Source organism: Paraflavisolibacter caeni (assembly GCF_025628885.1).
GTDB classification, from domain to species: Bacteria; Bacteroidota; Bacteroidia; order Chitinophagales; family Chitinophagaceae; genus Flavisolibacter; species Flavisolibacter caeni.
Genome location: NZ_JAOTIF010000004.1, coordinates 25,811 through 50,787 on the forward strand (window position 1 = coordinate 25,811; position 24,977 = coordinate 50,787).

24 protein-coding genes are annotated in these 24,977 nt (G+C 40.4%); 13 read left to right on the forward strand and 11 right to left on the reverse strand.

Annotation, left to right across the window (positions count from 1 at the left end):
• Window positions 1-2 precede the first annotated feature (2 nt).
• Window positions 3-1,232: an alpha/beta hydrolase-fold protein gene (locus tag OCK74_RS07765; RefSeq protein ID WP_279296453.1), complete on the reverse strand. Its 1,230-nt coding sequence runs from the start codon at window positions 1,230-1,232 to the stop codon at window positions 3-5.
• A 268-nt stretch (window positions 1,233-1,500) separates the two neighbouring features.
• The gene (locus tag OCK74_RS07770; protein ID WP_279296454.1) at window positions 1,501-2,064 is read right to left on the reverse strand and encodes a hypothetical protein; all 564 of its coding nucleotides are present in this window, start codon (window positions 2,062-2,064) and stop codon (window positions 1,501-1,503) included.
• A gap of 673 nt (window positions 2,065-2,737) precedes the next feature.
• On the opposite strand from OCK74_RS07770, the gene OCK74_RS07775 reads away from it, so the two are divergent.
• The gene (locus OCK74_RS07775) at window positions 2,738-4,228 is read left to right on the forward strand and encodes a hypothetical protein (RefSeq protein WP_279296455.1); all 1,491 of its coding nucleotides are present in this window, start codon (window positions 2,738-2,740) and stop codon (window positions 4,226-4,228) included.
• Between the two features lie 188 nt (window positions 4,229-4,416).
• Here the strand turns inward: OCK74_RS07775 and OCK74_RS07780 are convergent, their stop codons facing one another.
• The gene (locus OCK74_RS07780; RefSeq protein WP_279296456.1) at window positions 4,417-4,653 is read right to left on the reverse strand and encodes a hypothetical protein; all 237 of its coding nucleotides are present in this window, start codon (window positions 4,651-4,653) and stop codon (window positions 4,417-4,419) included.
• A gap of 454 nt (window positions 4,654-5,107) precedes the next feature.
• On the opposite strand from OCK74_RS07780, the gene OCK74_RS07785 reads away from it, so the two are divergent.
• The 8 genes from OCK74_RS07785 (at window position 5,108) to OCK74_RS07820 (ending at window position 12,596) form a co-directional block, all read left to right on the forward strand.
• Window positions 5,108-6,004, forward strand: a complete 897-nt coding sequence (locus tag OCK74_RS07785) for a BON domain-containing protein (protein WP_279296457.1) — start codon at window positions 5,108-5,110, stop codon at window positions 6,002-6,004.
• Between the two features lie 207 nt (window positions 6,005-6,211).
• Entirely contained in the window at window positions 6,212-7,069 is an 858-nt protein-coding gene (locus OCK74_RS07790; RefSeq protein WP_279296458.1) for a glycerophosphodiester phosphodiesterase, read from the forward strand.
• A 10-nt stretch (window positions 7,070-7,079) separates the two neighbouring features.
• Entirely contained in the window at window positions 7,080-7,865 is a 786-nt protein-coding gene (locus OCK74_RS07795) for an SDR family oxidoreductase (RefSeq protein WP_279296459.1), read from the forward strand.
• An 18-nt stretch (window positions 7,866-7,883) separates the two neighbouring features.
• Window positions 7,884-9,167, forward strand: coding sequence for a kynureninase (kynU, locus tag OCK74_RS07800; RefSeq protein ID WP_279296460.1), 1,284 nt, complete (start codon window positions 7,884-7,886; stop codon window positions 9,165-9,167).
• Window positions 9,164-9,964: an orotidine-5'-phosphate decarboxylase gene (gene pyrF, locus OCK74_RS07805; RefSeq protein ID WP_279296461.1), complete on the forward strand. Its 801-nt coding sequence runs from the start codon at window positions 9,164-9,166 to the stop codon at window positions 9,962-9,964. Before kynU ends, pyrF begins: the two co-directional genes overlap by 4 nt.
• Window positions 9,965-10,038: 74 nt before the next feature.
• Complete coding sequence (locus tag OCK74_RS07810; RefSeq protein WP_279296462.1) at window positions 10,039-10,548, forward strand: CAP domain-containing protein; 510 nt, start codon at window positions 10,039-10,041, stop codon at window positions 10,546-10,548.
• 201 nt (window positions 10,549-10,749) lie between these two features.
• The gene (locus OCK74_RS07815; protein WP_279296463.1) at window positions 10,750-11,928 is read left to right on the forward strand and encodes an acyl-CoA dehydrogenase family protein; all 1,179 of its coding nucleotides are present in this window, start codon (window positions 10,750-10,752) and stop codon (window positions 11,926-11,928) included.
• A 134-nt stretch (window positions 11,929-12,062) separates the two neighbouring features.
• Window positions 12,063-12,596, forward strand: a complete 534-nt coding sequence (locus tag OCK74_RS07820; RefSeq protein WP_279296464.1) for a shikimate kinase — start codon at window positions 12,063-12,065, stop codon at window positions 12,594-12,596.
• A 24-nt stretch (window positions 12,597-12,620) separates the two neighbouring features.
• On the opposite strand, the gene OCK74_RS07825 is transcribed toward OCK74_RS07820, so the two are convergent.
• The 7 genes from OCK74_RS07825 to OCK74_RS07855 form a co-directional block, all read right to left on the reverse strand.
• Window positions 12,621-13,733, reverse strand: a complete 1,113-nt coding sequence (locus tag OCK74_RS07825; protein WP_279296465.1) for an energy transducer TonB — start codon at window positions 13,731-13,733, stop codon at window positions 12,621-12,623.
• Window position 13,734: 1 nt separating this feature from the next.
• Entirely contained in the window at window positions 13,735-14,319 is a 585-nt protein-coding gene (locus OCK74_RS07830; protein WP_279296466.1) for an RNA polymerase sigma factor, read from the reverse strand.
• Between the two features lie 108 nt (window positions 14,320-14,427).
• Window positions 14,428-15,318: a sugar phosphate isomerase/epimerase family protein gene (locus OCK74_RS07835; protein WP_279296467.1), complete on the reverse strand. Its 891-nt coding sequence runs from the start codon at window positions 15,316-15,318 to the stop codon at window positions 14,428-14,430.
• Between the two features lie 127 nt (window positions 15,319-15,445).
• A complete protein-coding gene (locus OCK74_RS07840) occupies window positions 15,446-16,006 on the reverse strand; it encodes a gluconate 2-dehydrogenase subunit 3 family protein (protein ID WP_279296468.1) in 561 nt (186 codons plus the stop codon).
• Between the two features lie 85 nt (window positions 16,007-16,091).
• Window positions 16,092-17,555, reverse strand: coding sequence for a Gfo/Idh/MocA family protein (locus OCK74_RS07845; RefSeq protein ID WP_279296469.1), 1,464 nt, complete (start codon window positions 17,553-17,555; stop codon window positions 16,092-16,094).
• Window positions 17,556-17,641: 86 nt separating this feature from the next.
• Window positions 17,642-19,321 (reverse strand): GMC oxidoreductase, encoded by a 1,680-nt coding sequence (locus OCK74_RS07850; RefSeq protein WP_279296470.1) that lies wholly within the window; start codon window positions 19,319-19,321, stop codon window positions 17,642-17,644.
• A 64-nt stretch (window positions 19,322-19,385) separates the two neighbouring features.
• Window positions 19,386-20,261: a hydroxypyruvate isomerase family protein gene (locus tag OCK74_RS07855; RefSeq protein WP_279296471.1), complete on the reverse strand. Its 876-nt coding sequence runs from the start codon at window positions 20,259-20,261 to the stop codon at window positions 19,386-19,388.
• 425 nt (window positions 20,262-20,686) lie between these two features.
• Between OCK74_RS07855 and OCK74_RS07860 the strand changes: the two genes are divergently transcribed.
• From OCK74_RS07860 to OCK74_RS07875, 4 genes are all read left to right on the forward strand, one after another.
• Window positions 20,687-21,844, forward strand: coding sequence for a Gfo/Idh/MocA family protein (locus OCK74_RS07860; RefSeq protein WP_279296472.1), 1,158 nt, complete (start codon window positions 20,687-20,689; stop codon window positions 21,842-21,844).
• A gap of 30 nt (window positions 21,845-21,874) precedes the next feature.
• Complete coding sequence (locus OCK74_RS07865; protein WP_279296473.1) at window positions 21,875-22,927, forward strand: sugar phosphate isomerase/epimerase family protein; 1,053 nt, start codon at window positions 21,875-21,877, stop codon at window positions 22,925-22,927.
• 119 nt (window positions 22,928-23,046) lie between these two features.
• A complete protein-coding gene (locus OCK74_RS07870) occupies window positions 23,047-23,460 on the forward strand; it encodes a c-type cytochrome (protein ID WP_279296474.1) in 414 nt (137 codons plus the stop codon).
• 7 nt (window positions 23,461-23,467) lie between these two features.
• Window positions 23,468-24,211, forward strand: coding sequence for a 3-keto-disaccharide hydrolase (locus OCK74_RS07875; protein ID WP_279296475.1), 744 nt, complete (start codon window positions 23,468-23,470; stop codon window positions 24,209-24,211).
• Between the two features lies 1 nt (window position 24,212).
• On the opposite strand, the gene OCK74_RS07880 is transcribed toward OCK74_RS07875, so the two are convergent.
• The gene (locus OCK74_RS07880) at window positions 24,213-24,959 is read right to left on the reverse strand and encodes a Mut7-C RNAse domain-containing protein (protein ID WP_279296677.1); all 747 of its coding nucleotides are present in this window, start codon (window positions 24,957-24,959) and stop codon (window positions 24,213-24,215) included.
• Window positions 24,960-24,977: the final 18 nt, after the last annotated feature.

The window sequence follows — 24,977 nt, forward strand, 5'->3', positions numbered from 1 at the left end:
CGCTATTTTCCCTTTCTTAATTCAATGATAATGTCTCTTGCACCGGTATTTGTAGGGTCCATTGCAAAAGCCTTTTCATAGTTGATCAGGGCATTTTCTTTGTCTCCCTTTACTAGCAATGCTTCTGCATAACTATCATACACATTCGCCGATTGCGGGTAGTTCTCAACATTTTTTTTGAAAAATTCTAACGCTCTATCAACATCCTTGGCGCTATTTAGAAGATAGTAGCCATAACTGTTTATCATGCCCTCATCCGGCTTCATTGCATATCCAAATATCTGGGAAAGGTTTTTATAGTGATCCTCGAACTTGCTGTATGTGATATTGGACAGCGGAGTCTCATACACGGGCAACTCCTCCATTCGAAAAATATATTGAAAGCCGTCTTGCATCGCTTTTAGTGTTGAATGTCCTTCTTTTGGATAATAAGTAAACCGGTAAGTCAGACCTTTAAAGTTTTTGTTTTTTAGAAGCGAATCAATTTTCCTGGCATTTGGAAGGTAAGGGTCTGGTTCATTTCCCACACTAAAAAAAAGCCGGTTGTTTCGTTCAGTCGCATTAAGGATGGTCTCTTCCACAGTTTGCATATATGCACTCTTATCCATTTGCATCGCCGGGCTAGTGGCTATATAAGCATTAAACATACCGGGGTGCTTTAAGAAAGTATGCATTACTAGCCAGCCACCCAGTGAGTTACCCGCAAAAACACGATAAGGCATTTTTTTATAATCTTTTTCAACAAAAGGAACCAGTTCTTCATTAATGAACTGCAAGAATTTTTCAGCGCCACCGCTGGTTTTATAAAAGGTACTGTCACGGGCAACAATAGGAGTAAAATCCCTGTTACGGCCTATGGAGTTAGTACCGCCGCTTTCAGTGATAAAGCTTGGTTCATTTTCTATTCCTACTACCGTAATGGGTGGCAACCCAGGCATTCGCTGGCAACAATAATTAACCAGCGTGCAATAATAAAATGCCGAGAACTCTCCGTCCAGTACATAAAAAACCGGCGATACCGACTCACTGTATTTAGATAATACTGGAGGTCTGTAGATCGTAATTTTTCTTTTTTGATTTAAAACCTTTGAAGTTAGCGTGTATTCCTTAATATCAGGTTTTGCTGTACTCCATTGTGCATACAACGGAACGGCAGCCATCATCATGATGATAATAACTACTGCTTTTCGACGTAAATGCAAGACTGCAGGGAATGGGAAGTTTCTATGCATATAGGTGGTTTTTTAATACATGAACTAAGCCCTACACTGATCTTAATTAAGTTGCCAATTACTTAGGAATAAAGTGACGCACAGCGTTTTTCATCGATTTTGTAGAAGTGGATGTTTCTATTACCAGAGCTACTCTTTCGCACAAATGCTGATTAAAAATATAGTGTTTAATTGTTTTCTCATAGCCTCACTTGCATGAAACTGATGCTTTCTGCCGCTTTGCTGAAGGCAGGAAATGCAACTACTTCCCATCTCTCAACTCACCTCTCTAAATCCGCAATACCTCACACCCATCCTGTTTCCCATATACTACTGCCACTTCTTGTCCAATTATTTCTTTTTTCCACCAAATTTGCCAAGGCCCCATCTGCTCAAACCCATTCCTATCTTTCATCTCCACCCTTTCCCTTCTGCCTGTGCTCATCATAACCCTCACCGCCAACTGCTTTCTCAGCCACTGCTTATCCCCCTGCATGTTCATATACAACCGGATAGCCGCCTGGTAGACATGTTTCCTCTTCTTCCTGGGCAGGGTCTTTCGGAAGGCCTCCTTCCTTTCCGCATCCGAGAGGATCCACTGGGCATAGACCACGGCCTCCCGGAACAGATCCCTCCTTACCCGCTGCTTTTCAGAAGCCACCACTCCACTCATGTCCGGGTACTTGGTGATCACAATCCTTTTCTTCCACTTCTTTTTCTTGTTGGCCCGGTAGTGCTTCACCACAAAGCACTTCCCAATGGAGCCCCGGATGATGCCCAGCAGCAGCCGGGACATCACCTTGTCATCCACCACCACCAAGCGGGTCCTGTTGTCAATGTAAAGCTGTTTCATCTTTTTCATTTCCCCCTAAAGCTAGGGCTGCCCATCCACCCCTCCAACCCCTCTGGCCGCTTTGGCAGGAAATGGCAGGAAATGACCGCTTTTGTCCGCTTCCCCTTCAGGTTACAAGTAGGGATCCTTCGTAGATCAAGTATACCTGAAGCATACCATCAGTATACCTAGAGTATACCTACAGTATGCCCCCTTCGTTCCTGAACCCCTTTTTCCCAATCCCCCTCCACTGCCTCCTCCATCAAAAAATCCTATTCCTCCCTTTCTAATCGTGCAAATCCGCGGTTCATCTTTCGTTGCTCAGCCCTACCTGAGCCCTACTGAATCCATAGCTAAGCCTAGGAAAAGCCTAGAAAACCACTTTTATCTCCCATATCATGCCATTCCAATACCCCAATACCTCATTTCACCTTTCCCTATGGACCAATAATCAATAATTAATTATTAATAATCCAGCATCTGCTATCCATCATCTTCCTCCTACCTGCTCCCAGGATACTCCCTACCAAAGCCCAGGATAATGCCTGAAAACGCAAATCTTTTATTCTGCAATCAATAATTCGGGTATACCTTACAGTAATTCCCGAAATAAACTTAATTGCCCTTTTTTGTAAATCCGGCAAATCATTTGATGTAGCTCTTCTTTAGTAACAGTACGGCTAAGCAATATCAGATGGAACTATCAGAAATAACAAGAAGAAGCATATACACATGTTGGGCTTTATGGATTTTAGTACCATTAAAAGCTCAGAATTCTTTTAGTCGTATTGTCGCGCCTGATTCTGTAACAGTGGTGGCCAGTGAAAAATTTAAGAATCCAACTGTGCTTGAGCGCTTTTTAATCGGGGAAAATTATAGCAAAGTGTGGTCCACAGCCGTAAAGATGCCGGTATTCCGGTTGACTCATACCGATATGAAAGTCGTTGAGCTGGGTGGTGGACAACAAACAAAATCCCTGAAATTGGAAGACCACCAGGGTCGTGAATGGTCCCTGCGCACTGTAGATAAGGACGCTGCTGGCGCTATTCCAAAAGTGATGAGAGGTACTTTAGTCCAAACGATTGTACAGGAATCAATTTCAGGTTCTTTTCCTTATGGTGCATTAGTTGCCGGTTCCCTGGCAAAATCTGTTGGAGTCGTGGCGCCGGATCCTGAATTGTATTATGTACCTGCTGATGCGGGATTGGGAAAATACCAGGATATTTTTACTGGTAAGGTTTGTTTTTTAGAAGAAAGAGAACCTACTCGGAAAAAAAGTGAAAAAACGGAAAGTACGTTGGAAGTAAAGGAAGACATCTTTGAAGCAAACGACCGGCTGGTCCTGCAGCGTGAAGTGTTAAAGGCCCGCTTATTGGATATGTTGATCGCCGATTGGGACAGGCATGCAGACCAATGGAGGTGGGGCATAGTCGATTCCACGAAGGCTAAATACTATTATGCAATACCGAAAGATCGTGACCAGGCTTTCTTTTTGGCCAAAGGGTTGATCCCTCGGGTAGGCAAGTTTGTGGGCATGCATCATATCAATTGGTTCAAAGATGAGGCAAAAGGACTCCAGTGGCTGAGTTATAAATCCTGGAATTTCGATCAGCTGTTTTTAAATGATTTGGATAAGGCTCAATGGGAAAGAACAACTAAGGAATTTATAACAAGACTGGCAGACCAGGAAATTGCTAACGCCGTGAATAGGTTGCCACCCGAAATCTATGCATTGAGCGGTAAAGAACTGGAGAAGAAGTTAATAAGCAGGAGAAATTCTTTGCTGACCAATGTAATGAAATATTATAAGTATATATCCGAAAACGTTCAGGTAAATGGAACGAATGAAGATGAGATTTTCCAGGTGAGCGGAGCTGATAATGGTCTCAATATTTCTGTTTTCAGGGAAGGGGCCCAGGGGCAAAAAGGTACTAAGATCTATGAACGGAAATTTAAAAAAGGCGAAACTTTCCACATTTACCTGATGGGCTATAATGGTAACGACAAATTCCTGATCGATACCTCCGTAAATACAAAAATTAAAGTTTATATGTATGGCGGCGAAGGCCGTGATGAATACATATTCAATGGCAAAATGAGAAATGAAATTCGTGATTTCAACGGGAAAGAGGACATAATTTCCAAATCATCCCACACAAAAGTTGCATTGGAAAAAGGAAACTGAGGATAAAAATATGGTGCTAATATTTTTAGTAAAGAGATAAAATGTTATATTTACACTTTGTTTGTTCTGTTCTTGTTGAAAAGAATGGGTTAGTTGTTTGGGCCTCATTTTTATGGGGCCCTTTTTATTTAGCTTTTGTAATTAATTTACTATTAAAATATTTTTGTAAGCGTTTGCCTGCAGAGCAATTATTCTTCAATAGCCTCTCTCAAACTGTCCTCTACTTCATAGACCCATTTGGGGAGTCCGGTTTCTTCTATCTTCCAGCTTCCATTATCTTTCTTCACCTTGAATATGATGCGGTTGCCACGGTCGTCACTGACATCTACATGGAATAAGTTATCATTGGGACTAGCCAGCTTTCTGAAGTTAAACTCACGTAATCTGCCTCCTGATTTGATCAATTTTGTAAAATGCTTTTTCATTATGTTTAGATTAAGGGCTTTAAGTAATGTTACTGAAATTTGAATAATAATATCAGTAAAGGTTTCTAAATATAGAATTGCATCAAAGTAATTCTATATTCCTCCAATTATCTTTTTATCAAAGTTCAACTTCTCTTTTATAATCTATTAGTAATTAACGGTTTAAAAATAGAGTTTTCAACCAAAAGTTTGCTTGGAAAGTATTCAAATTCCAAACGACGCAAAGTAAACTTTATTTTGTTTCAACTGGACAATATTACAAAAATCTCATCCTTATGCAAAGAAGCAGGGCGTAGAATTCTTAGTGAAAACTTATAAATATTTTTAGGGGTATTATGGCATTTTTGCTCCAGGAATAGGAAGTTTAGAAGACTCGATCTTTAAAACAATAGGCATGGTTTTTTTTATAATTATTTGGTATAACCTATTTGTTTATTATAAAACACCTTTAACTATGGCAGACAAAAATCGTGATCAATGGAGCAATCCTTATGGCCAGGATTGGGATCAAAATGAAAATCGCTACAATCGGTATCAGGATGATCAGCGGAGAAACAGGAATTATGGTAATGCTAATTATGACCGTGATGATGACCAAAGAAGGAGGGATTACGGGAATTTCAATCAGGGATACGGCAACGATTACCAGGATGATTATAACAGGGGAAAATATGGTACATCAGGGAATCAGAACCAGGGTTATGGTAGCAGGTATGGCACTTCTGGTGGATACGGAAATAGGGAAGGAGATTGGGACCTAAGGGGTTATGATCAGGGACGGCGGAACAGGGAAAATGACTGGGATTACAACCAGCGAACTTCTTTTGGAGAACAAGGGTATTACGGTGGCAACTATGAGAAGAGTAATTATGCTAGAGGTGACTATGGTAGAAACCGGGACTATGATAGAAATCGGGGTAGAGAAAATGTAAGAGAGGATCGTTCCTGGTGGGATAAAACGACGGATGAGGTTTCTTCATGGTTTGGAGATGATGCGGCTGAAAGGAGACGTGAGGGAGATAAGCAATTTGCCGGGCAACATAGAGGTAAAGGTCCTAAGGGGTATAGTCGCTCCGATGAAAGAATCAGGGAAGACGTCAGCGACCGGTTGAGTGATGATGATTATGTTGACGCATCAGATATTGATGTGCAGGTGACCAGCGGTGAAGTGATCTTATTGGGAACTGTAGACAGTCGGGATGCAAAACGCCGGGCTGAAGATATTGCGGAGCATATTTCTGGCGTTCGGAATGTTGAAAATCGTTTGCATGTAGGTACCGAAAGGCTCTCCGTAGGAAGCAGTACCGTTAATGTCTCAAATACCAACAGGAACAGGAATACAAACGTTTAATGATTGTGTTTACCCATTGGTTGCTCTTTTAAAAGCTATCTCAATGATCTGGGATAGCTTTTAATTTTAACATAGGTTGAATTATCTTCAATCCTGTGATCAATGTATTTAAAAAGAGTGGCATTTACTTACCTGTTAAAGGTTAGACCAATGAAGTACATATCTTTTATACTACTTTTTCTAATATCATGTTCTATAGGAAAGAAAATGAATTCCAATCAACCAGATCAAATGCCAGGTTTTGATTTAGAAGGGCATCGGGGCTGCCGGGGACTAATGCCCGAAAATACGATCCCTGCAATGCTGATTGCCTTGGACCTAGGTGTAACGACATTAGAAATGGATGCGGTCATTACTAAAGACAGCCAGGTTATCTTATCACATGACCCATATTTCAATCATGAGATCTCTTCCAAACCAGATGGTAGTTCCGTTTCTGAAAATGAGGAAAAACAATTGAACATCTTCAAGATGCTCTACAAAGAGGTAGAACAATATGATGTAGGAATGAAGCCTCATCCACGTTTCCCTGGACAAAGAAAAATGAATGCTGTAAAGCCTTTATTGAGAGATGTTATAGACAGTGTTGAGCATTACATAAAAACTAATAAACTTCAACCGGTTTTTTACAACATAGAAACGAAATCCACTCCATATACAGATGGATTGTACCATCCAGCCCCTTTCCAGTTCGTTGAATTGTTGATGAAAGTTGTTAAGGATAGAGGAATTGGCAAGCGGACAATCATACAATCATTTGATATCAGGACACTGCAATACCTTCACAAAAGATATTCATCCATCAAGACATCCCTGTTGATCGAAGACTTTGACAAAAGGGGAGTGGATGAACAATTGCGGGCATTAGGATTTAATCCCAGTATCTATAGTCCACATTATTCTTTAGTAACTAAAGAGCTCATTAAGAAATGTCATGAAAAAAGCATAAAAGTGATTCCCTGGACGGTTAATGATCTTAGTGAAATGCAGCAATTGAAAAACATGGGGGTGGATGGCTTGATCAGTGATTTTCCGGATTTATATAAGAATTTGAACACATTTTAATTCCAGCATTATGAATTTATCATTAGAGAGGAAAAATGCACTTATTTGTGGTAGTAGCCAGGGAATAGGATTTGCTATTGCTCAGGAACTAGCCTTGCTGGGTGCTAATTGTATTTTATTGGCACGAAATACAGGTGCTCTGGAGCATGCTGTGCAAAAGCTCAGCACAGACTTTAATCAGGAGCATTCCTATGCGGTAGCAGATTTTTCCAAACAGGAAGAGGTTCAGGTAGCCATTGCCCAAATTGTAAAACAGAAACCTGTTCATATTCTGGTGAATAATACGGGCGGGCCTGCTGCAGGACCCATAATGGATGCGCAGGAGGAGGACTTTCTGAATGCTTTTCAACAGCATCTTATCTGCAATCATATTCTAACAAAAGCTGTCGTTCCTGGAATGAAAGAAGAGGGATATGGACGCATTATCAATGTAATATCAACTTCTGTAAAAACACCTCTACAAAATTTGGGTGTATCTAATACCATACGTGCCGCCGTAGCTTCCTGGGCTAAGACGATGGCTAATGAATTAGGGATGTTTAATATAACAGTCAATAATGTGCTGCCGGGACTAACAAAAACCGCACGGTTGGAGAGCCTGGTTCAGAACACGGCGCAGAAGAGGCAGGTTTCAACTGTGGCTGTTGAAGAAGCAATGAAAAATGAGATCCCCTTGAAGCGCTTTGGGCAGCCTTCCGAGATTGCTGCCATGGCCGCATTCCTGGCATCGCCTGCAGCTTCATTTGTAAGTGGTACCAGTATTCCTGTTGATGGTGGCAGAACGGGTAGTATTTAAAAAGAACAGTTTGTAAAGATGCCTCAGGAATATCACAATACGCTTTCTTTTGCAAGGCAAATGGATGCAGAAGATCCCTTGCAGCCATTCCGCAAGGAGTTTTTGATTCCTGTACATGAAAATAAAGAGCAGGTATATTTTTTAGGGAATTCCCTGGGTCTACAGCCTAAAAGAGCCAGGTCTTATATCGAACAGGTATTGCGACAGTGGAATCAGTTTGGTGTTGAAGGATTTTTTACAGGAGATCAACCTTGGTTAGATTATCATGATCAATTGATTCACCCGCTGTCCTCACTTGTTGGAGCCAGGCCAGGGGAAGTTGTCGTTATGAATTCCCTGACAGTGAATCTTCATTTGTTACTAGTCAGTTTCTATAATCCGGTGGGTAAACGGAATAAAATACTGTGTGAAGAAAAAGCATTCCCCAGTGATCAGTACCTGCTGGAAACCCATATAAGGCAAAGAGGATTGGATCCTGGTGAAGTTATCATCGAGGTGAAGGCCAGGGATGGAGAATCCCTCATCAGGTATGAGGACATTATTACTGCTATAAAAGAAAATGAAGATGAACTGGCTTTAGTATTCTGGGGAGGAGTGAACTATTATTCAGGACAGGTATTTGATATTAAAGGTATAACCCAGGCAGCACATCAGGCTGGCGCAATAGCTGGCTTTGATCTGGCACATGCTGCCGGCAATATTAAGTTGCAACTTCATGATTGGAATGTTGATTTTGCAAGCTGGTGTAGCTATAAATATTTGAATTCAGGGCCGGGGGCCATCGGTGGTGCCTATATTCATAACCGTTATCATGCGGATAATTCCATCAACCGTTTTGCAGGGTGGTGGGGGAATGATAAAAACACCCGCTTTTTAATGGAAAAAGGTTTCAGGCCTACATTGACAGCAGAAGGTTGGCAACTGAGCACACCTTCCCCCATTTTATATGCCACTCATAAAGCTGCTTTAGAAATATTCGCAGAAGCCGGCCTCGATGCTGTCTTTCATAAGGGGCAGCAGCTCAGTAATTACCTGCAATTTATTCTTCAGGATGTTCAAAAGGAGATCGGTAATCAATTTCAAATGATCACACCATTGCAGGAGAAGGGATGCCAGGTATCTATGCTTGTCCCAAAGAAGGGTAGATTCGTATTTGATTACCTGACAAAAAAAGGAATTTTTGTTGATTGGCGGGAGCCTGACGTCATACGCTTAGCACCGGTTCCTTTGTATAATAAGTATGAAGAAATATGGCAATTTGGGCAGGTTTTGAAAGAAGCATTCCTTACTTTTACCCCATGACCCGTAAGCAATTAACAGAACAGATCTTCAGTAAGAAGTCCTATTTATGTATTGGTTTAGATACAGATATTACAAAGATTCCTAAGCATTTGCAATCTCATCCTGATGCAATTTTTGAATTCAACAGGCAGATCATTGATGCTACGAAAGATTATTGTGTTAGTTATAAGATCAATACTGCCTTCTACGAAGCTCTTGGATTGAAAGGTTGGGAGGCAATGGAAAAGACCGTCAACTATATCCCTGCAACACATTTTAAAATTGCTGATGCCAAACGTGGCGATATTGGTAATACTTCAGCCCAATATGCAAAAGCTTTCTTTGAAACTTTAAATTTTGATGCCATTACAGTAGCTCCTTATATGGGAGAAGACAGCATCAAGCCTTTTTTGGAACATACAGATAAATGGACCATTCTTTTAGGTTTGACTTCAAATGCCGGGGCGAAAGATTTCGAATTGCAAAAGTCTGGCGATGAATACTTATATGAAAAAGTATTGAAGACGGCTTCAGGCTGGGGAACTACTGATAACCTGATGTTCGTGATTGGCGCTACCCAGGCAGATGAATTTACCAATATACGGAAGCTGACCCCTGGTCATTTTTACCTGGTGCCTGGAGTGGGTACTCAGGGCGGTAGTTTGAAAGAAATATCCAAAAAGGCTATGATTGATGATTGCGGAATATTGGTCAATGTGAGCCGCGCTGTGATCTATGCATCCAATGGTGAAGATTTTGCTGATGAGGCATCATTAATTGTTCAGCAGTACCAGGAAGAAATGAGTTTGTACCTATAGCAGAAAGCAGTTCAACAATCTTTTAACGTTCGTTATTACAATATTTAGACAGGGGAATAGTTAATTAATATAATATGAAGATATATATGATTATTCCCCTTCTTTTTGCTGCTTTGTTGTCTATATCCTGTACCAGGGCAGAAGGGGTGACTGATCCGCCTCCAGGCAACAAGATCGTGTTGCCCAACTCCATCAATAAAGAAATGCTGTTGCAACTCGTAAATGATGCCCGTAAAAAAGGCTGCCAGTGCGGGGACACATATTATGCGCCGGCATCTCCTTTAACATGGAACGATTTGCTGGAAAAAGCCGCTTTCAACCACGCGAACGATATGTTTCAAAATAATTATTTTGATCATACAGGCAAAGATGGATCAAGCGTAAGTGAAAGGATGGAATCCGTAGGTTATCATTGGATCTCATTTGGCGAAAATATTGGATTGGGATACAAGGATGAAAAGGATGTAATTAAAGGATGGCTCAGTAGCCCGGGGCATTGTAAGAATATCATGAACAAGAAGTTTAAGGAAATGGCAATAGCCCGGGTAGGAAATTATTGGACCCAAACGCTAGGTTCAAGATAATGGAGGTTGCTCTCATACAAATCTGGTTCAGAGCTTATTATCTCACTTAATTAATATTATAATTCATTTGTAAGCCTACCTTGGCAATGAAGCCCCATCTCAGGGGCTTATTTATTCATAGCACTAAAACAGTTCAATATTGTTTTAGAACTACTTCAGGCGTAGTATCTTTCATCTTGAATTGATTAAATTGTAAACGCCATGGCTACCGATCTCTTCCAATCGCCTGATTACTTTAATGTTGATGAACTTTTAACAGAAGAGCAGAAACTGGTTCGTGAATCAGTACGTAATTATGTAAAGAAAGAGATTTCTCCAATTATTGAGGAATATGCTCAAAAGGCAGAGTTTCCGGAACAGATCGTAAAACAACTGGGAGAAATGGGTTGCTTTGGCCCTACCATTCCGCAGGAATACGGTGGAGGAGGATTGGATTATATTTCTTATGGATTGATGATGCAGGAGTTGGAGAGAGGTGATAGCGGGGTACGTTCCACAGCTTCTGTTCAGGGATCCCTGGTCATGTTTCCCATTTATGCTTATGGAAGTGAAGAGCAAAAAAGAAAATTCCTCCCAAAGCTTGCCTCTGGTGAGTGGTTGGGATGTTTCGGCTTGACGGAACCTGATTTTGGAAGCAATCCTGCCGGCATGATGTCAAGTTTTAAAGACGCCGGTGACAATGTTGTTCTTAATGGCAGTAAAATGTGGATCAGCAATGCGCCTTTTTCCCAGGTGGCAGTGGTTTGGGCCAAGGATGAAAATGGCGAGGTAAGGGGATTGATATTGGAAAGAGGTATGGAAGGATTTAGTACGCCCACAACGCATGGAAAATGGAGCTTACGTGCTTCTGCAACCGGCGAGCTGGTGTTTGACCAGGTAAAGGTGCCCAAGGGAAACATTTTACCTGGCGTTAAAGGGATGCGTGGCCCTTTGAGTTGTTTGACAAAGGCACGTTATGGAATTGCATGGGGAAGTGTTGGTGCTGCTATGGACTGTTACGATACTGCATTGCGGTATAGCAAGGAACGCATTCAGTTTGACAGGCCAATTGGAGCTTTCCAGTTACAGCAAAAAAAGCTGGCTGAAATGGTAACAGAAATTACCAAGGCACAATTGTTGAACTGGCGGTTGGGTGTTTTAATGAATGAAGGCAAAGCCACTCCTCAACAGGTAAGTATGGCAAAAAGAAACGGCTGTGAAATAGCAACGAATATTGCTAGGCAGGCAAGACAAATGTTGGGTGGAATGGGTATAACAGGTGAGTTTAGTATCATGAGACACATGATGAACCTGGAAAGCGTGATCACTTATGAAGGAACGCATGACATTCATTTATTGATTACAGGTATGGATGTTACCGGGTTAAATGCATTCAAATAAAAAACATGTATTTTATTTATACTATTCCACCTAGATTCGCAAAATACATTTTTCAAACAGTAGCTTCCATTTCTTCGCAAGTTTAAGCATCAAAACTTTTGCTTTACGAAGATTGGAGGCATGAAGGAATACTTATGAAAATTTATTTGATCGGTTTTATGGGTTGCGGTAAAACCCATTGGGGTAAGCAATTAAGTCGGAAGCTAGGAATACCATTTTTCGACTTGGATGAACAGGTTGTTGCTAATGAAGGTAGGAGTATTAATGAGATTTTCGAAAAAGAGGGTGAAGAATACTTTAGGTTAAAAGAGAAGGAAGTACTTTATATTATAACAGAAAGCCATGATGATTTTGTTATGGCCTGCGGAGGTGGGGCACCCTGTTTCTATAACAACATTGATTACATGAATAGGTCTGGTACTACGATCTGGATCAACAGTTCTGTTGACAAACTGTTTGAACGGTTAATAAAAGAAAAAGAAGGCCGTCCTTTGATCAGGGATCTGTCCGACGATCAGCTACGTTCGTATATTGCAAAGAAGTATGCAGACCGCCGCATTTACTACCAGCAGGCTTCAGTTATTATTGAAAATGATGAAGTGTCATTAGAAAAGTTGACTGAAGAGATCATGAATGCTGAATCTTTCCATACGAAGCGCAGATGGTGAGTACTCAATAGGGAGGGAAGTACATTAAAATGAAAAGCTGACCTTTCCTCTCTTTGATTTTCTTTTCCATTTAGGCCCTTCTTCCAGGAGTCTTAAAGTTTCTTCATCACATTTCTGACAGAGGGATTTTTCAACATGAATATTTACAGGCTTACCTGAAGGGTTAACATCAAAAGAAAGCCTGACAGTTCCTTTAATTGTTTCTGTTTGTAAGTCTTCTGGAAGATTGTCAGAAATGTATTCCCCAAAGGAACTCCAACTTTCTTCTGGTTCTGCTTCTTCAATAATAATGCGAGGCCCTTTTTTAGCCAGGGAATCTCTTTTGTTCTGTTTTAAAACGTATTCATTGACGCTGTCCTGGGATTCCTTCAATGTGATGATCACCTGGTTGCCATTCCGGGTAATCTCAACTTTCGGATTGGCAGATATGCCTATGCCTGCACTCATGGGCATTGCTCTCTTCATAGATACAATAGAAGATTCTTGGCGGCCTTCCGGTCTTGCTGCTGATGCGGCTACCTGGTCTTGAGCCATACTTACAACCTGTTCATTCCTTTCAGAAAGTGAAGAGTCTTGAGTTGGGTTCTGTGTACCATTAAAAACAACTGGTTCGTTATTTTGCTTTATAACTGGAGTGGAGGATCTTTTTACTTTAGTTACTGGTTTGCTGTTGTCCTTATGTTCGGTTGTAGCGTCACTCTTTGAAACATTTTGTTCTATGGGAGCCTGTTCTTCAATTGATTTTTCAGGCGCTGGCTTTTCCTGTCTTGCAGGCTGGTCATTTAAAGAAATATTGGTTTCCGGCTTGTTGATGGCAAACTCGTATACGAGCCATCCGGCACCAAGTAATAGTAGGAGCATAGCCGCTACTCTGAAGAGCCTGGAGTTGTTTTTCTGTGTATTCAATGGAATGATATGTCCTCTCCGATGGGTGTCACTCAATCTGGCTTTTAATGCTGCAACATCTGCTTCAGGAGTGGAGGTATAATTGTAACCTTCCAGGGCCTCAGCCAGGAAGGAATCTTCCAGCGCAGCTTTTTCCAGCTCATGCATCTCTTGTGGTGACATCTCACCATTGTAATAGCGTTCGAAATCTGCTGCGCTATAGTTCCTGGTATGTTTCGATTGATCGGACATTTTAAAAAGCTGTAGCTGTATTTTGCTTATCCATGCATATTTTTAAGTTTCTCCTTCCATTTTGTATAAAACTTCTTACTTTATTCCATTCCAATCCAGTATGCGCTGCAATTTCCTGGTAACATTTACCTTCCAGGTAAAATAATTCCACTGCTGTTTTCTGTTTCCCGGGAAGACTTTCCAGGCAAAGCTGTAACTGAGTTAAAAGTTCTTCCTTTTCTAATATACCATTCAGATGCACATTTTCTTCTAATTGCATAAGATCGGGGTCAAAATTGGCTTTTGAAAATCTTTTTTCACTTCGCATTCTCATTAAGCAATGATTTTTAGATAGTTGGTGCAGCCAATTCTTAAAATTTGTTACATCATGTTTTGGGAGTTTTATGATCAATTCTTCAAATATCAACATGACGCTGTCTTTAGCACCCTCAACATCCTTGAGGTATTTCAGGCAAACACCATAAACAAGTTCCATATACCGCTCATACAATTGCCCAAGCCTCTGTAGGTCATTGGTCTGCTTAAAAGCAGCAATGAGCTCTTCATCGGTTGCAACTGGGGCCAATTTGCTTCTTAGAAATTTCACCTTAAATAAATTAGCACAAATATGGTTTACTGTGGCTTTTGTACCTAAAATTACATATTCAATTAGGATTCTTTTTGGTGAAGACAGACTGAAAGATTAAGATGAGATTCAGGCCAGTTTCAAGTTTTTCATATATACTGCATCATCTTTTACTGCCTGTAAAGGCGTTGTGCCTTCATACTTTTCCTGTTCAACAATAAAATACTGTAATCCTTTTTTTCTGCCTTCGTTCAGTATTTCAGTAAAATTGATGACTCCAGTACCTAAAGTGGTTGATGCATCTCCTACACCTGCTGGGACGTTTTTCATTCTATCTTTTATATGACACAGCCGGAAGCGATCCGGATATTTGTTGAACCATGAAATGGGATCTTGTCCAGCTGTGACTACCCAGTAAATATCCATTTCAAAATCGACAGTATTCTTATCTGTCATCTGCATCATTACATCTTGAGGGAGCTGATTTTCAACTGGTTTAAAAGAGTAATCATGATTATGGTAAGCAAATCTGATTCCTCTTTGTTTACAGATATTGCCACATACATTAAATTGTTCTGCAGCCTTTTTATAAAAGTCTAACTCTTTATGAGGTCCCAGGTAGGGAGCAATCAGGTATTGCATTCCGATAGCTGCGGCTTCGTCTGCTTTTTGTTCAAAATTCTCGTTGAAATTGCAATGGCTGGATATAATTTGCATTCCAAGATCATCCATGAATTTTTTAAACTCAGTATTTTTCATGCCCCAAAACATGCCTTGTGGGCCTTCATAGCTCTCGATTTGTTTATATCCAAAAGAGGCAACCTGTTTTAAAACGCCCTTGGGGTCTTTGGGTAGATCATCTCTTAGAGTGTACAATTGGAGGCCAAAATTTTCATTCATAGAAGGTGTTTTAGAAGTAGGAGGTTTACAGCCTAAAAGATTACTATTCACTAAACCCAGTGCTAAACCAGATGTAAGTAATGTAGATGTTTTCAGAAATGCTCTACGTTGAATTGGCATGAAATGTTGAATTTAATTATTCAAATTGATGTATTTAAATGAGTCCTTTTGTTCAATTACCACTTGTTATAAAATCATTATCAGGTAATTATGATTTTATCAATTTTTCACATTTGCTCTGATTGTTTTAAGCCCATGCTTTATCGCCCTTTTGGTAAGGAACGCAACCTTCAAATTTTCCAGGTGTTTCAATATAACGCCTGGCTTGTGTACAGCCAATTTCAGAAGTGAAATAACCATTTAGGGTTAATTCTTTCATAAGGCGGAAATAATGTGGCGGATCGGTCGGCTTTTTCTTTTTATTATACTCTTTCTGTTCAGCGTCCAGCTTTACCAATAATGCATGACGTTGCGCCGGATCAATCTCCATGAAATCCTTGCTGTATTCTTTGTTGGATAGTTCATTGATTTTCTTCATTCCTTCTTTGAAAACCTTTTGTTGATCTTCCTCGTAGCAGTCGTTGACCATTACTGTCATAAACATGCCTACTTTAGCAGCTTTAGCACCTGGAGTTTTGGTTGCTGGTAAAATAGTTTCGGCTATTTCGTCCAGGTAGGCTATATCATCCTCGGTGAATGCATGTTCTTTTCCTGTTTCGCTTTTACACCCTGTAATAAAGGCATTAGCGCCTACAATAGTGCCCCCAAGTAATATACTGATGTATTCTACGGCTTCTCTTCTGGTCATGTAAGTAGTTTGAATTATTAAAGAATTCTAAATTGTTGCTTCTTCTAATTTAAACAGGATTATATTTTGAAGCAATGATGAAACATTACACCTTCAAGCTATATCCATCTCTATATTCACGTTTTACAAACTGGTTGACGATGTCAAAGTTTGTAACCTTCATGTTGTCATAATCCCAAAGCAGCTTACGGTACCTTCCGGGAAAATTAAAGCCTTTACCATCTGCTTTTGGGATGCGGATGTCATATGCTCTGATGGCTAAATTGGCCATCAGCAAGCATTCAGTTAAAGGACCTGAAATTTCAAAAGGAGCGCTGACTTCCTTTTTGCCATAGCCAGCAATACAAGCTTCAACCCATTGTGCATAATGACCTCCTGCACCTCCCGGAACACGGGCTATGGTTTGCTTCAACTGTACTTCATTTGTTCTCTTGGTGGGTAATAACTGTGGATTCTCGCCATATGTACTACACATCATTTTTCCTTTCGTACCAATAAACAATGTTCCGTTACCACCATCTCCGAACATTTCGTCTGCACCGAGTTCCTCGGGGCGTTCAGGTTGTATACCTCCATCCATCCAATGCAGTACTACATTATTTCTTGTTTTATTTGTTTTGGGAAAGGTTAAGGTTACATGGCTTGAAGGAGGAATACTCTCTGGGAAATAGCCTCTTTTGAATTCATCAACATAAACGCTGCCGACACTTGCCTGAACGTCAGTTGCATATTTTAAGTTCAACACCCGGAATGCTGGTTCCAGCATATGACATCCCATATCGCCTAAAGCGCCTGTGCCATAGTCCCACCATCCTCTCCAGTTAAATGGTACCAGTTTTTCAATATAATCCCTGTAAGGTGCGGTACCTAACCATAGATCCCAATCCAGTTCTTTAGGTATTTCTGCCTTGGCTGCTGGCCAGGGAATTCCTTGCGGCCATACAGGACGGTCTGTCCATGAATAGATGGTATGAACTTCACCTATAAGACCAGCGTCATACCATTCTACCAATTGCCGTACACCATCTCCTGAGGCGCCTTGGTTGCCCATCTGTGTCACTACTTTATATTTTTTGGCGGCTTCAGTAAGCATCCTTGCTTCGTAGATATCGTGCGTTAATGGTTTCTGTACATATACGTGTTTACCCAGCTGCATAGCGGCAAGGGTAGGGGCCGCATGGTTATGGTCAGGTGTTGAAACAGATACTGCATCAAAATGTTTTGCTTCTTTTTCAAACAGTTTTCTCCAGTCTTTGTAGTATTTAGCCTTTGGAAATCTTTGCACTGAAGTTGCTGCCCTGCGGTCATCTACATCGCAGGAAAATGCAATATCAGCTTTTCCACTTTGGTAAAAATTCCAAATATCACTTTCTCCTTTGCCGCCAACGCCAATTCCTGCAACCAGTAAACGGTCACTTGGCGGAATAAACCCTTTTCCTCCTAATACATGACGGGGTACAATGAAAAATCCTGCAGCGGCAAGAGTTGTATTTTTTAAAAAGCTTCTTCTGGAATTCCCCGAAGAGTTCTCTTTTTCTTTGTCAGTCATACTGGTTTATTTTAAGGATGAGACACTGCTTTGAATGACGAATCATTGGAAAGGTTACTGACATATGATTTCAAATCATAGCATTTTTAAATGTTCCCCTTTTTCAATTCTTTTACTGCAAAATCAGCTGCACGGGCTGTCAGGGCCATATAGGTCAATGATGGATTCACGCAGGACGCCGATGTCATACAAGCTCCGTCTGTAACGAATACATTGGGCGCATCCCAAACCTGGTTGTTCGCATTCAGAACTGATGTCTTTGGATCTTTTCCCATACGTGCTGTCCCCATTTCATGGATACCGCGGCCAATAGTGCCATCTCCTTGCCGGGGTTTTACATTTTTGGCTCCGGCTGCTGTCAGCATTTCCATTGCATCATTAACCATATCAATACGCATTTTTCTTTCATTTTCTTTCCACTCAGAATCAATGGCTAAAACTGGTAGTCCCCATTTGTCTTTTTTGCTTTTATCTAAGGTGATCTTGTTTTCATGGTACGGTAGAATTTCCCCAAAGCCACCAATACCCATTACCCAAGGACCGGGTTCTGATAATGCGTCTTTTAAATCTCCACCTATTTGCAATTCTGCCACGTCGCGGCTCCATCCCTCACGGCTGGCACTTCCCTGGTAACCGAAACCTCGTAAGTAATCCCGTTTGTCATCACCATAGTTACGGTACCTGGGAATATAAATTCCATTGGCCCTGCGACCAAAGTAGTATTTGTCTTCAAAACCTTCAACTAGACCAGAGGCGCCCACACCCAAGTGATGGTCCATTACATTATGTCCTAATTCTCCACTGCTACTGCCCAATCCATCAGGCCAAACATCTGTTGCGGAATTCATAAGTACCCATGCACTGTTTAATGCAGAGGCATTCACGAATACGATCTTCGCCTGGTATTCATAAGTTTTATTGTCCTGGGCGTCAATGATTTCAACGCCTGTTGCTCTTTTTTTATTTTTATCGTATAATATTCTTGTAACAATGGACCATGGCCGAAGTGTTAAGTTCCCAGTTTTCATGGCAGCAGGTAAGGTTGAAGATTGAGTGCTGAAGTAAGCACCAAACGGACAACCCAACCAGCATTTGTTTCTATATTGACAATTGGTTCTTCCGGGTAAGGGTTCTGTGATATTAGCCACACGACCAATGATCATTGTCCGTTTATTATTATAGTGTTTCTTTATCCGGGCTGCCACTTCTTTTTCAACACAGTTCATTTCCATTGCTGGCAAAAATTGGCTGTCGGGTAATTGGGGCAGATTTTCCTTTGAACCACTGATGCCTGCAAATCTTTCAACATAATCATACCAGGGCGCTATATCCTTGTAGCGTATTGGCCAGTCAATAGCAATACCATCTTTTGCATTGGCTTCAAAGTCCAGGTCACTCCAGCGGTAACACTGACGTCCCCATAATAGCGATCGTCCGCCAACCTGGTAACCCCGAAACCAATCAAATCGTTTGACTTCTGTATATGGATTATCTTTTTCATTGGCCCAGAAATCCAGGTTTGTTTCATTTAATGGATAATCCCTTTTCAGTACAGGATAGTCTTTAATCATTTGCTGGGTGCGGCCTCCACGATGTGGGAATTCCCAGGGTTTTTTGGTTGCGTTTACATAGTCCTTTACATGTTCAACATTCCGGCCTCTTTCCAATAATAATACTTTGAGTCCCTTCTCGGTTAGTTCTTTTGCTGCCCAACCTCCGGAAATCCCCGAACCAATTACAATCGCATCATAAACATTATTTGCCATATTGCCCAATCGTTTAATTAATATAAAATAATAGATGAAATCACCTGGTGATTTTGCTGTTTACTTAAATATCACAAACCTTTATAGCAGCTTGCAAGGAAGCTATTTTGTCTTCTTTTGCTGGAATAAATTCCTGTGCTACATATCCTTTAAAACCTGTTTTTACAATTGCACGCATAATCGCCGGATAATATAATTCCTGTGATTCATCAATTTCATGACGTCCAGGCACACCTCCCGTATGATAATGTCCCAGGTGGTTGTGATTTTCTGTAATTGTTTGTATTACATTTCCTTCGTCTATCTGCATATGGTAAATATCATACAGTAATTTAAAGTTTTCAGAGCCCACACGCTTACATAGTTCTACACCCCAGGCGGTATGGTCACACATGTAATCTTTATGGTTCACTTTGCTGTTTAAAAGTTCCATTAGTATGATCACTCCTTTTTTTTCTGCCAGGGCCATAATTTGTTTTATACCTTCCGCACAATTAATCATGCCAGTTTCGTCATCAATATTCCTACGGTTGCCACTAAAGCATATCAGGTTTTTATAGCCAGCTTTCGCTACCAGATCAATGTGCTCGGTATAATTTTGAATGAGTTTTTGGTGGTATTGTTTATCATTCCAGCCTTCAGTTAAACTAATCTCAGCTCCGTTACACATTGAAGAATAAACATCATGCTTCTTCAAAGTAGCCCAATCCTTTGGACCTACAAGGTCAATGGCGTTAAAACCTATTTTTTTAACTGTGGTGCACAGTTCGTCTAATGATAAAAATGAATAGGTCCAGCGGCAAACTGAATGATTAATATTTTTCATAAGGTTTCCTGTTTTTAATGCCTCACTTTTAGAGGCAAAGGCAGATGAATTGAATGTTGCTGCGGCTAATGTTCCTGCAACCAATTGTTTCATCATTTTTCTTCTATGGAGCATCTATTTAGTATTAATTAATGAATGTTCGATTGAATTGTAGTTGGAATATTCAGCCATTGTCTATAAACTATGATTAATAACGACAATTCCTGTGGATTATAGTAAATAATGATAATGCTTTTGGAAAGTAGGGCCTATCACCTATGAAGTAGTGGAATGATTCATTATGTTTCTGTACATACATGACAATCAATTGCTTTTATCGTTAGAATTATAGGGCTAAATGTAATTTTTTTATTTTAAAAATGTTTATAAACTTGTCTTTTAATGAACATTTTTTAATTATTGGGATATATTTCTATAAGATTATTTATTTTTTGGTGAATAATGGCAAATAGGTAGGTAATTGAACAAAAGGATAATTAGTCATTGCTATTTCATATTGTTTATTATCTTTTGCAATAAATTTCATTAAACAAATCAATATGAAAAGAAAACTAAGGATGGGGATGATTGGAGGAGGGACCGGGTCTTTTATCGGGGCTGTGCATCGAATTGCAGCAAATACAGATGGGTTGATTGAATTAGTTTGTGGCGCTTTCAGCACGCGCAAGGATGTCGCTATGGAGAGTGGACGCAATCTGTTTTTGCCGGACGAAAGGATTTATGCCAGTTATGATGAAATGATCGAAAGGGAAAGTAAATTACCTTCTAATGAGAGAATGGATTTTGTTAGTATTGTAACGCCTAACCATGCACATTTTGATCCAGCTTACAAAGCTTTAGACAGCGGTTTCCATGTAATGATTGATAAGCCGATTACGCTTTCTTTAGAGGAGGCTAAATTACTCAAAGAGAAGGTTTCTAAATCAGGCTTGTTACTTGGGCTTACACATACCTATACGGGTTATCCTATGGTCAAGCAGGCGAAGGAAATAGTAGCCAGTGGCGCATTGGGTAATATTGTTAAAATATATGTTTCCTATCACCAGGGGTGGCTCAGTAAATTTTCTGGTAGCAAAGAAGGTACACAGGCAGCCTGGAGGACTGATCCTAAAAGATCCGGAAAAGCTGGTGGAATGGGGGATATCGGCACCCATGCATTTAATTTAGCTGAATACATAACGGGGCTTCAGGTAACAGAACTTTGTGCCCAATTAAACATTGTAGTTGAGGGCAGGCTTTTGGATGATGATGGTGCTGTATTACTTAAATTCAATAATGGGGCATCTGGTGTATTAACTGCTACCCAAATTGCAGCTGGGGAAGAAAATGAATTAATCATAAAAGTATATGGAGAAAAGGGAGGCTTAGTCTGGCAGCAGCAGGAGCCCAATACCTTGATCTTAAAATGGCAGGATAAGCCAGCTGAAATACTTCGCGCCGGATCCGGATATTTATCTTCCATTGCACAACACAATAGTCGCACGCCAGGTGGCCATCCGGAAGGCTACTTAGAAGCGTTTGCAAACATCTATAGAAACTTTGCAATCACCCTTTCTTCAAGAATCAATGCTGAAAATATAGATGCGGGCAATATAGAATTCCCTTCAGTAGAGGAAGGCGTTAGAGGTATGGCATTTATTGAGAATGTTGTGCGTAGTTCAGGCAGCAGTAAAAAATGGACAGAATTCGAAATTTAATAATTAGTAAACCTCTCAAATTAGAACATCATGCAAACTATTAAAGGGCCAGGCATTTTTTTAGCGCAATTTTTAGGGGACCAGGCTCCATTCAATGATCTTAAAAGTATATGTCAGTGGGCTAAAGGATTGGGATATGTAGGCGTTCAAATTCCAACATGGGATGCGCGTTGTATAGACCTGCAAAAGGCAGCAGAAAGTAAAACTTATGCTGATGAACTAAAAGGCCTGGTTAATGAATGTGGCTTGCAGATCACTGAACTTTCGACCCATTTGCAAGGACAATTGGTAGCAGTACATCCGGCATATGACAGTTTGTTTGATGGTTTTGCGCCCGAGCAATACCGGGGGAAAGGGAAGGTGCGTACAGAGTGGGCGGTTCAGCAATTGAAGTGGGCTGCCAGGGCTTCCCAGAATCTTGGGCTTAATGCACATGCTACTTTCAGCGGAGCATTATTATGGCATACCGTATATCCGTGGCCACAGCGTCCTGCCGGACTAGTTGAAACTGGTTTTAAGGAGCTTGCCAATCGATGGTTGCCTATTTTAAATGAATTTGATAACTGTGGTGTGGATGTTTGCTATGAAATACATCCGGGTGAAGATTTGCATGATGGTATTAGCTATGAACGATTTTTAAAAGAAGTAGATAATCACCCAAGGGCCTGCCTTCTTTATGATCCATCACACTTTGTATTACAATGTCTCGATTATTTAGAATATATAGATTTTTACCACGAACGTATCAGGGCATTTCATGTTAAGGATGCCGAGTTTAATCCAACTGGAAAACAGGGTGTTTATGGTGGGTACCAGAGCTGGATCGATCGTGCTGGTCGTTTTCGCTCTTTAGGTGATGGGCAAGTGAACTTTAAAGCTATTTTCAGTAAACTGGCGCAATATGATTATAAAGGCTGGGCTGTACTGGAATGGGAGTGTTGCATGAAGCATCCTGAAGCAGGAGCTCGTGAGGGTGCAACTTTTATTAAGGAGCACATTATTCCTGTTACTGATAAAACTTTTGATGATTTTGCCGGCACAGGTTCAAATGAAACGTTTAATAAAACTATACTGGGCATTTAGGGTTCTGGCATTGTATTTATTATGTATAGCTCGATCATGAAACCTGACTTTTGTCATAAGTGTAAACATCATACCTTGTATTTAAATTTGTGATTCAATTTTAAACCAAACCAAACATCATGAAAAAATCTTTCATTGTATTTTCAGTTCTGGTTGCTATGATTGCTTGCAACTCAAGCGGGGATAAGTCTGCTGAAGAAAAAACAACTGAGACTCCGGCCACTGAACAACCTGCAGAAGCTGCACCTGCTACTGATTTATCAAGTAATCCAGATTATGTAAAAGGCATAGAGTTGGAAGCCAAAAATGATTGTGGAACCTGTCATAAGATAGATGAAAAGTTGATTGGTCCACCTTTCCGCGAAATAGCTGCTAAATACCCGATGACAGATGAGAACTTAGATTCTTTGTCCGCAAAGGTAATCAGGGGCGGTACCGGAGTTTGGGGGAAAGTTCCTATGACGCCTCACCCGAATTTGTCAAAAGATGATGCAAAGGCTATAGTTAAATACATTTTGCTGCTTAAAAAATAAAGTAGTAATGCGTTTACTCTTCTCAACAGTAGTGCTGGCAGCTCTTTTGGCTGCCTGCACTGCTTTAAAACAAACCAAGATGAATCCGACAGTAAATACATTAGGCAATAATGAAACAGATGATGGGTGGCAATTACTGTTTGACGGGAATACTACTCAGGGATGGCATACCTATGGTAAAGCAAGTGCAGGTTCAGCATGGAAAGTAGTTGACCATTCACTTTATCTGGATCCATCGTATAAGGAAAAGGGACAAACAAATGAAGGCGGGGATCTTGTGACCAATGAGGAGTTTGAAGATTTTCATTTACAAGTAGACTGGAAGATAGCTCCGAAGGGAAATAGCGGCATCATTTTCTATGTCCAGGAGGACACAACAAAATACAAACAGACCTGGCATACGGGCCTGGAAATGCAGGTTTTGGATAATGTCGCTCACAAGGATGCGCAAATCTATAAGCATCGTGCAGGAGATTTATATGATTTAATAGCTTCTTCTTCAGAAGCTCAGAAACCTGCGGGGGAGTGGAATCATGTAGAAATTATTGCAAATGACGGCAAATTAGATTTCATTTTAAATGGTGTACCTATTGTCTCCACCACTCTTTGGAATGAACAATGGAAAAGCCTGATCGCTCAAAGTAAGTTTAAAGACATGCCAGATTTTGGGACCTTCAGGAAAGGCAAAATAGCCTTACAAGATCATGGTGATCAGGTCTGGTACCGTAATATTAAAATAAAACGACTTTGAATCATTCATTACGGTTGGTAGTCCACCTTTTTACCCATTCTTCCATATGCTCATAATGTGAGCCTTTCCAATACACTCTCTTGCAATTGGTACATTGAAAGAACTCAGTAAACAATTGTTTACTCACAAGCGGCAGTTGATCTATAACCACATCTTTAGAAACAGGTTCGATGATGCCATTACAGACAGTACATCTTGTAAAAGGTTTCATTTTATTTCTTAGGTTAAACCGCTCTACTACTTCGCTGAGCTGTTCTTCCCAGTATTGTGACCTGATCCAATAGCCACATTTAATTACTTTATGTTTTAACAGACCGACATCCCGGGTGAGTACGATCCTGTTTTCAGAAGCAGCTATTTGTGCAATCTTTTGATCACTGAAGTTATTTTCCATCAAAGAGTCAATCCCCAGAACACGCATAGCTTTACCTAATTTGCCAAGGTGTACATCTAAAACAAATTGATCAAGACCGATATATTTTTTGGATAATGAATAGTTTTCCGGAAACACATGATCTGGCAAAATCGGGTATACATCTATGTGGTCATTTTCTTTTAGGCGGTAGGTAAAGTCAACTGATAAATTATGAACAAGAATAATGTCCACTTCCGGATGAGGAATGCCTAAAGCTTCAATGGCGTCTTTAACAGATGATATTCCATGGAAGGTATAACTAATCCAGCTATTTCTTTTTGATACTGAAAGAAAGTCATTAAGTGATTTATGAAAATAGAAGAAAGTTGTCACCAATCATCAGGAAGATTA

Coding starts and splice junctions, on each gene's coding strand:
- OCK74_RS07765 (WP_279296453.1), bottom strand. CDS start 1,232: ATGCATAGAAACTTCCCATTCCCTGCAGTCTTGCATTTACGTCGAAAA.
- OCK74_RS07770 (WP_279296454.1), bottom strand. CDS start 2,064: ATGAAACAGCTTTACATTGACAACAGGACCCGCTTGGTGGTGGTGGAT.
- OCK74_RS07775 (WP_279296455.1), top strand. CDS start 2,738: ATGGAACTATCAGAAATAACAAGAAGAAGCATATACACATGTTGGGCT.
- OCK74_RS07780 (WP_279296456.1), bottom strand. CDS start 4,653: ATGAAAAAGCATTTTACAAAATTGATCAAATCAGGAGGCAGATTACGT.
- OCK74_RS07785 (WP_279296457.1), top strand. CDS start 5,108: ATGGCAGACAAAAATCGTGATCAATGGAGCAATCCTTATGGCCAGGAT.
- OCK74_RS07790 (WP_279296458.1), top strand. CDS start 6,212: ATGAATTCCAATCAACCAGATCAAATGCCAGGTTTTGATTTAGAAGGG.
- OCK74_RS07795 (WP_279296459.1), top strand. CDS start 7,080: ATGAATTTATCATTAGAGAGGAAAAATGCACTTATTTGTGGTAGTAGC.
- kynU (WP_279296460.1), top strand. CDS start 7,884: ATGCCTCAGGAATATCACAATACGCTTTCTTTTGCAAGGCAAATGGAT.
- pyrF (WP_279296461.1), top strand. CDS start 9,164: ATGACCCGTAAGCAATTAACAGAACAGATCTTCAGTAAGAAGTCCTAT.
- OCK74_RS07810 (WP_279296462.1), top strand. CDS start 10,039: ATGAAGATATATATGATTATTCCCCTTCTTTTTGCTGCTTTGTTGTCT.
- OCK74_RS07815 (WP_279296463.1), top strand. CDS start 10,750: ATGGCTACCGATCTCTTCCAATCGCCTGATTACTTTAATGTTGATGAA.
- OCK74_RS07820 (WP_279296464.1), top strand. CDS start 12,063: ATGAAAATTTATTTGATCGGTTTTATGGGTTGCGGTAAAACCCATTGG.
- OCK74_RS07825 (WP_279296465.1), bottom strand. CDS start 13,733: ATGTCCGATCAATCGAAACATACCAGGAACTATAGCGCAGCAGATTTC.
- OCK74_RS07835 (WP_279296467.1), bottom strand. CDS start 15,318: ATGCCAATTCAACGTAGAGCATTTCTGAAAACATCTACATTACTTACA.
- OCK74_RS07840 (WP_279296468.1), bottom strand. CDS start 16,006: ATGACCAGAAGAGAAGCCGTAGAATACATCAGTATATTACTTGGGGGC.
- OCK74_RS07845 (WP_279296469.1), bottom strand. CDS start 17,555: ATGACTGACAAAGAAAAAGAGAACTCTTCGGGGAATTCCAGAAGAAGC.
- OCK74_RS07850 (WP_279296470.1), bottom strand. CDS start 19,321: ATGGCAAATAATGTTTATGATGCGATTGTAATTGGTTCGGGGATTTCC.
- OCK74_RS07855 (WP_279296471.1), bottom strand. CDS start 20,261: ATGCTCCATAGAAGAAAAATGATGAAACAATTGGTTGCAGGAACATTA.
- OCK74_RS07860 (WP_279296472.1), top strand. CDS start 20,687: ATGAAAAGAAAACTAAGGATGGGGATGATTGGAGGAGGGACCGGGTCT.
- OCK74_RS07865 (WP_279296473.1), top strand. CDS start 21,875: ATGCAAACTATTAAAGGGCCAGGCATTTTTTTAGCGCAATTTTTAGGG.
- OCK74_RS07870 (WP_279296474.1), top strand. CDS start 23,047: ATGAAAAAATCTTTCATTGTATTTTCAGTTCTGGTTGCTATGATTGCT.
- OCK74_RS07875 (WP_279296475.1), top strand. CDS start 23,468: ATGCGTTTACTCTTCTCAACAGTAGTGCTGGCAGCTCTTTTGGCTGCC.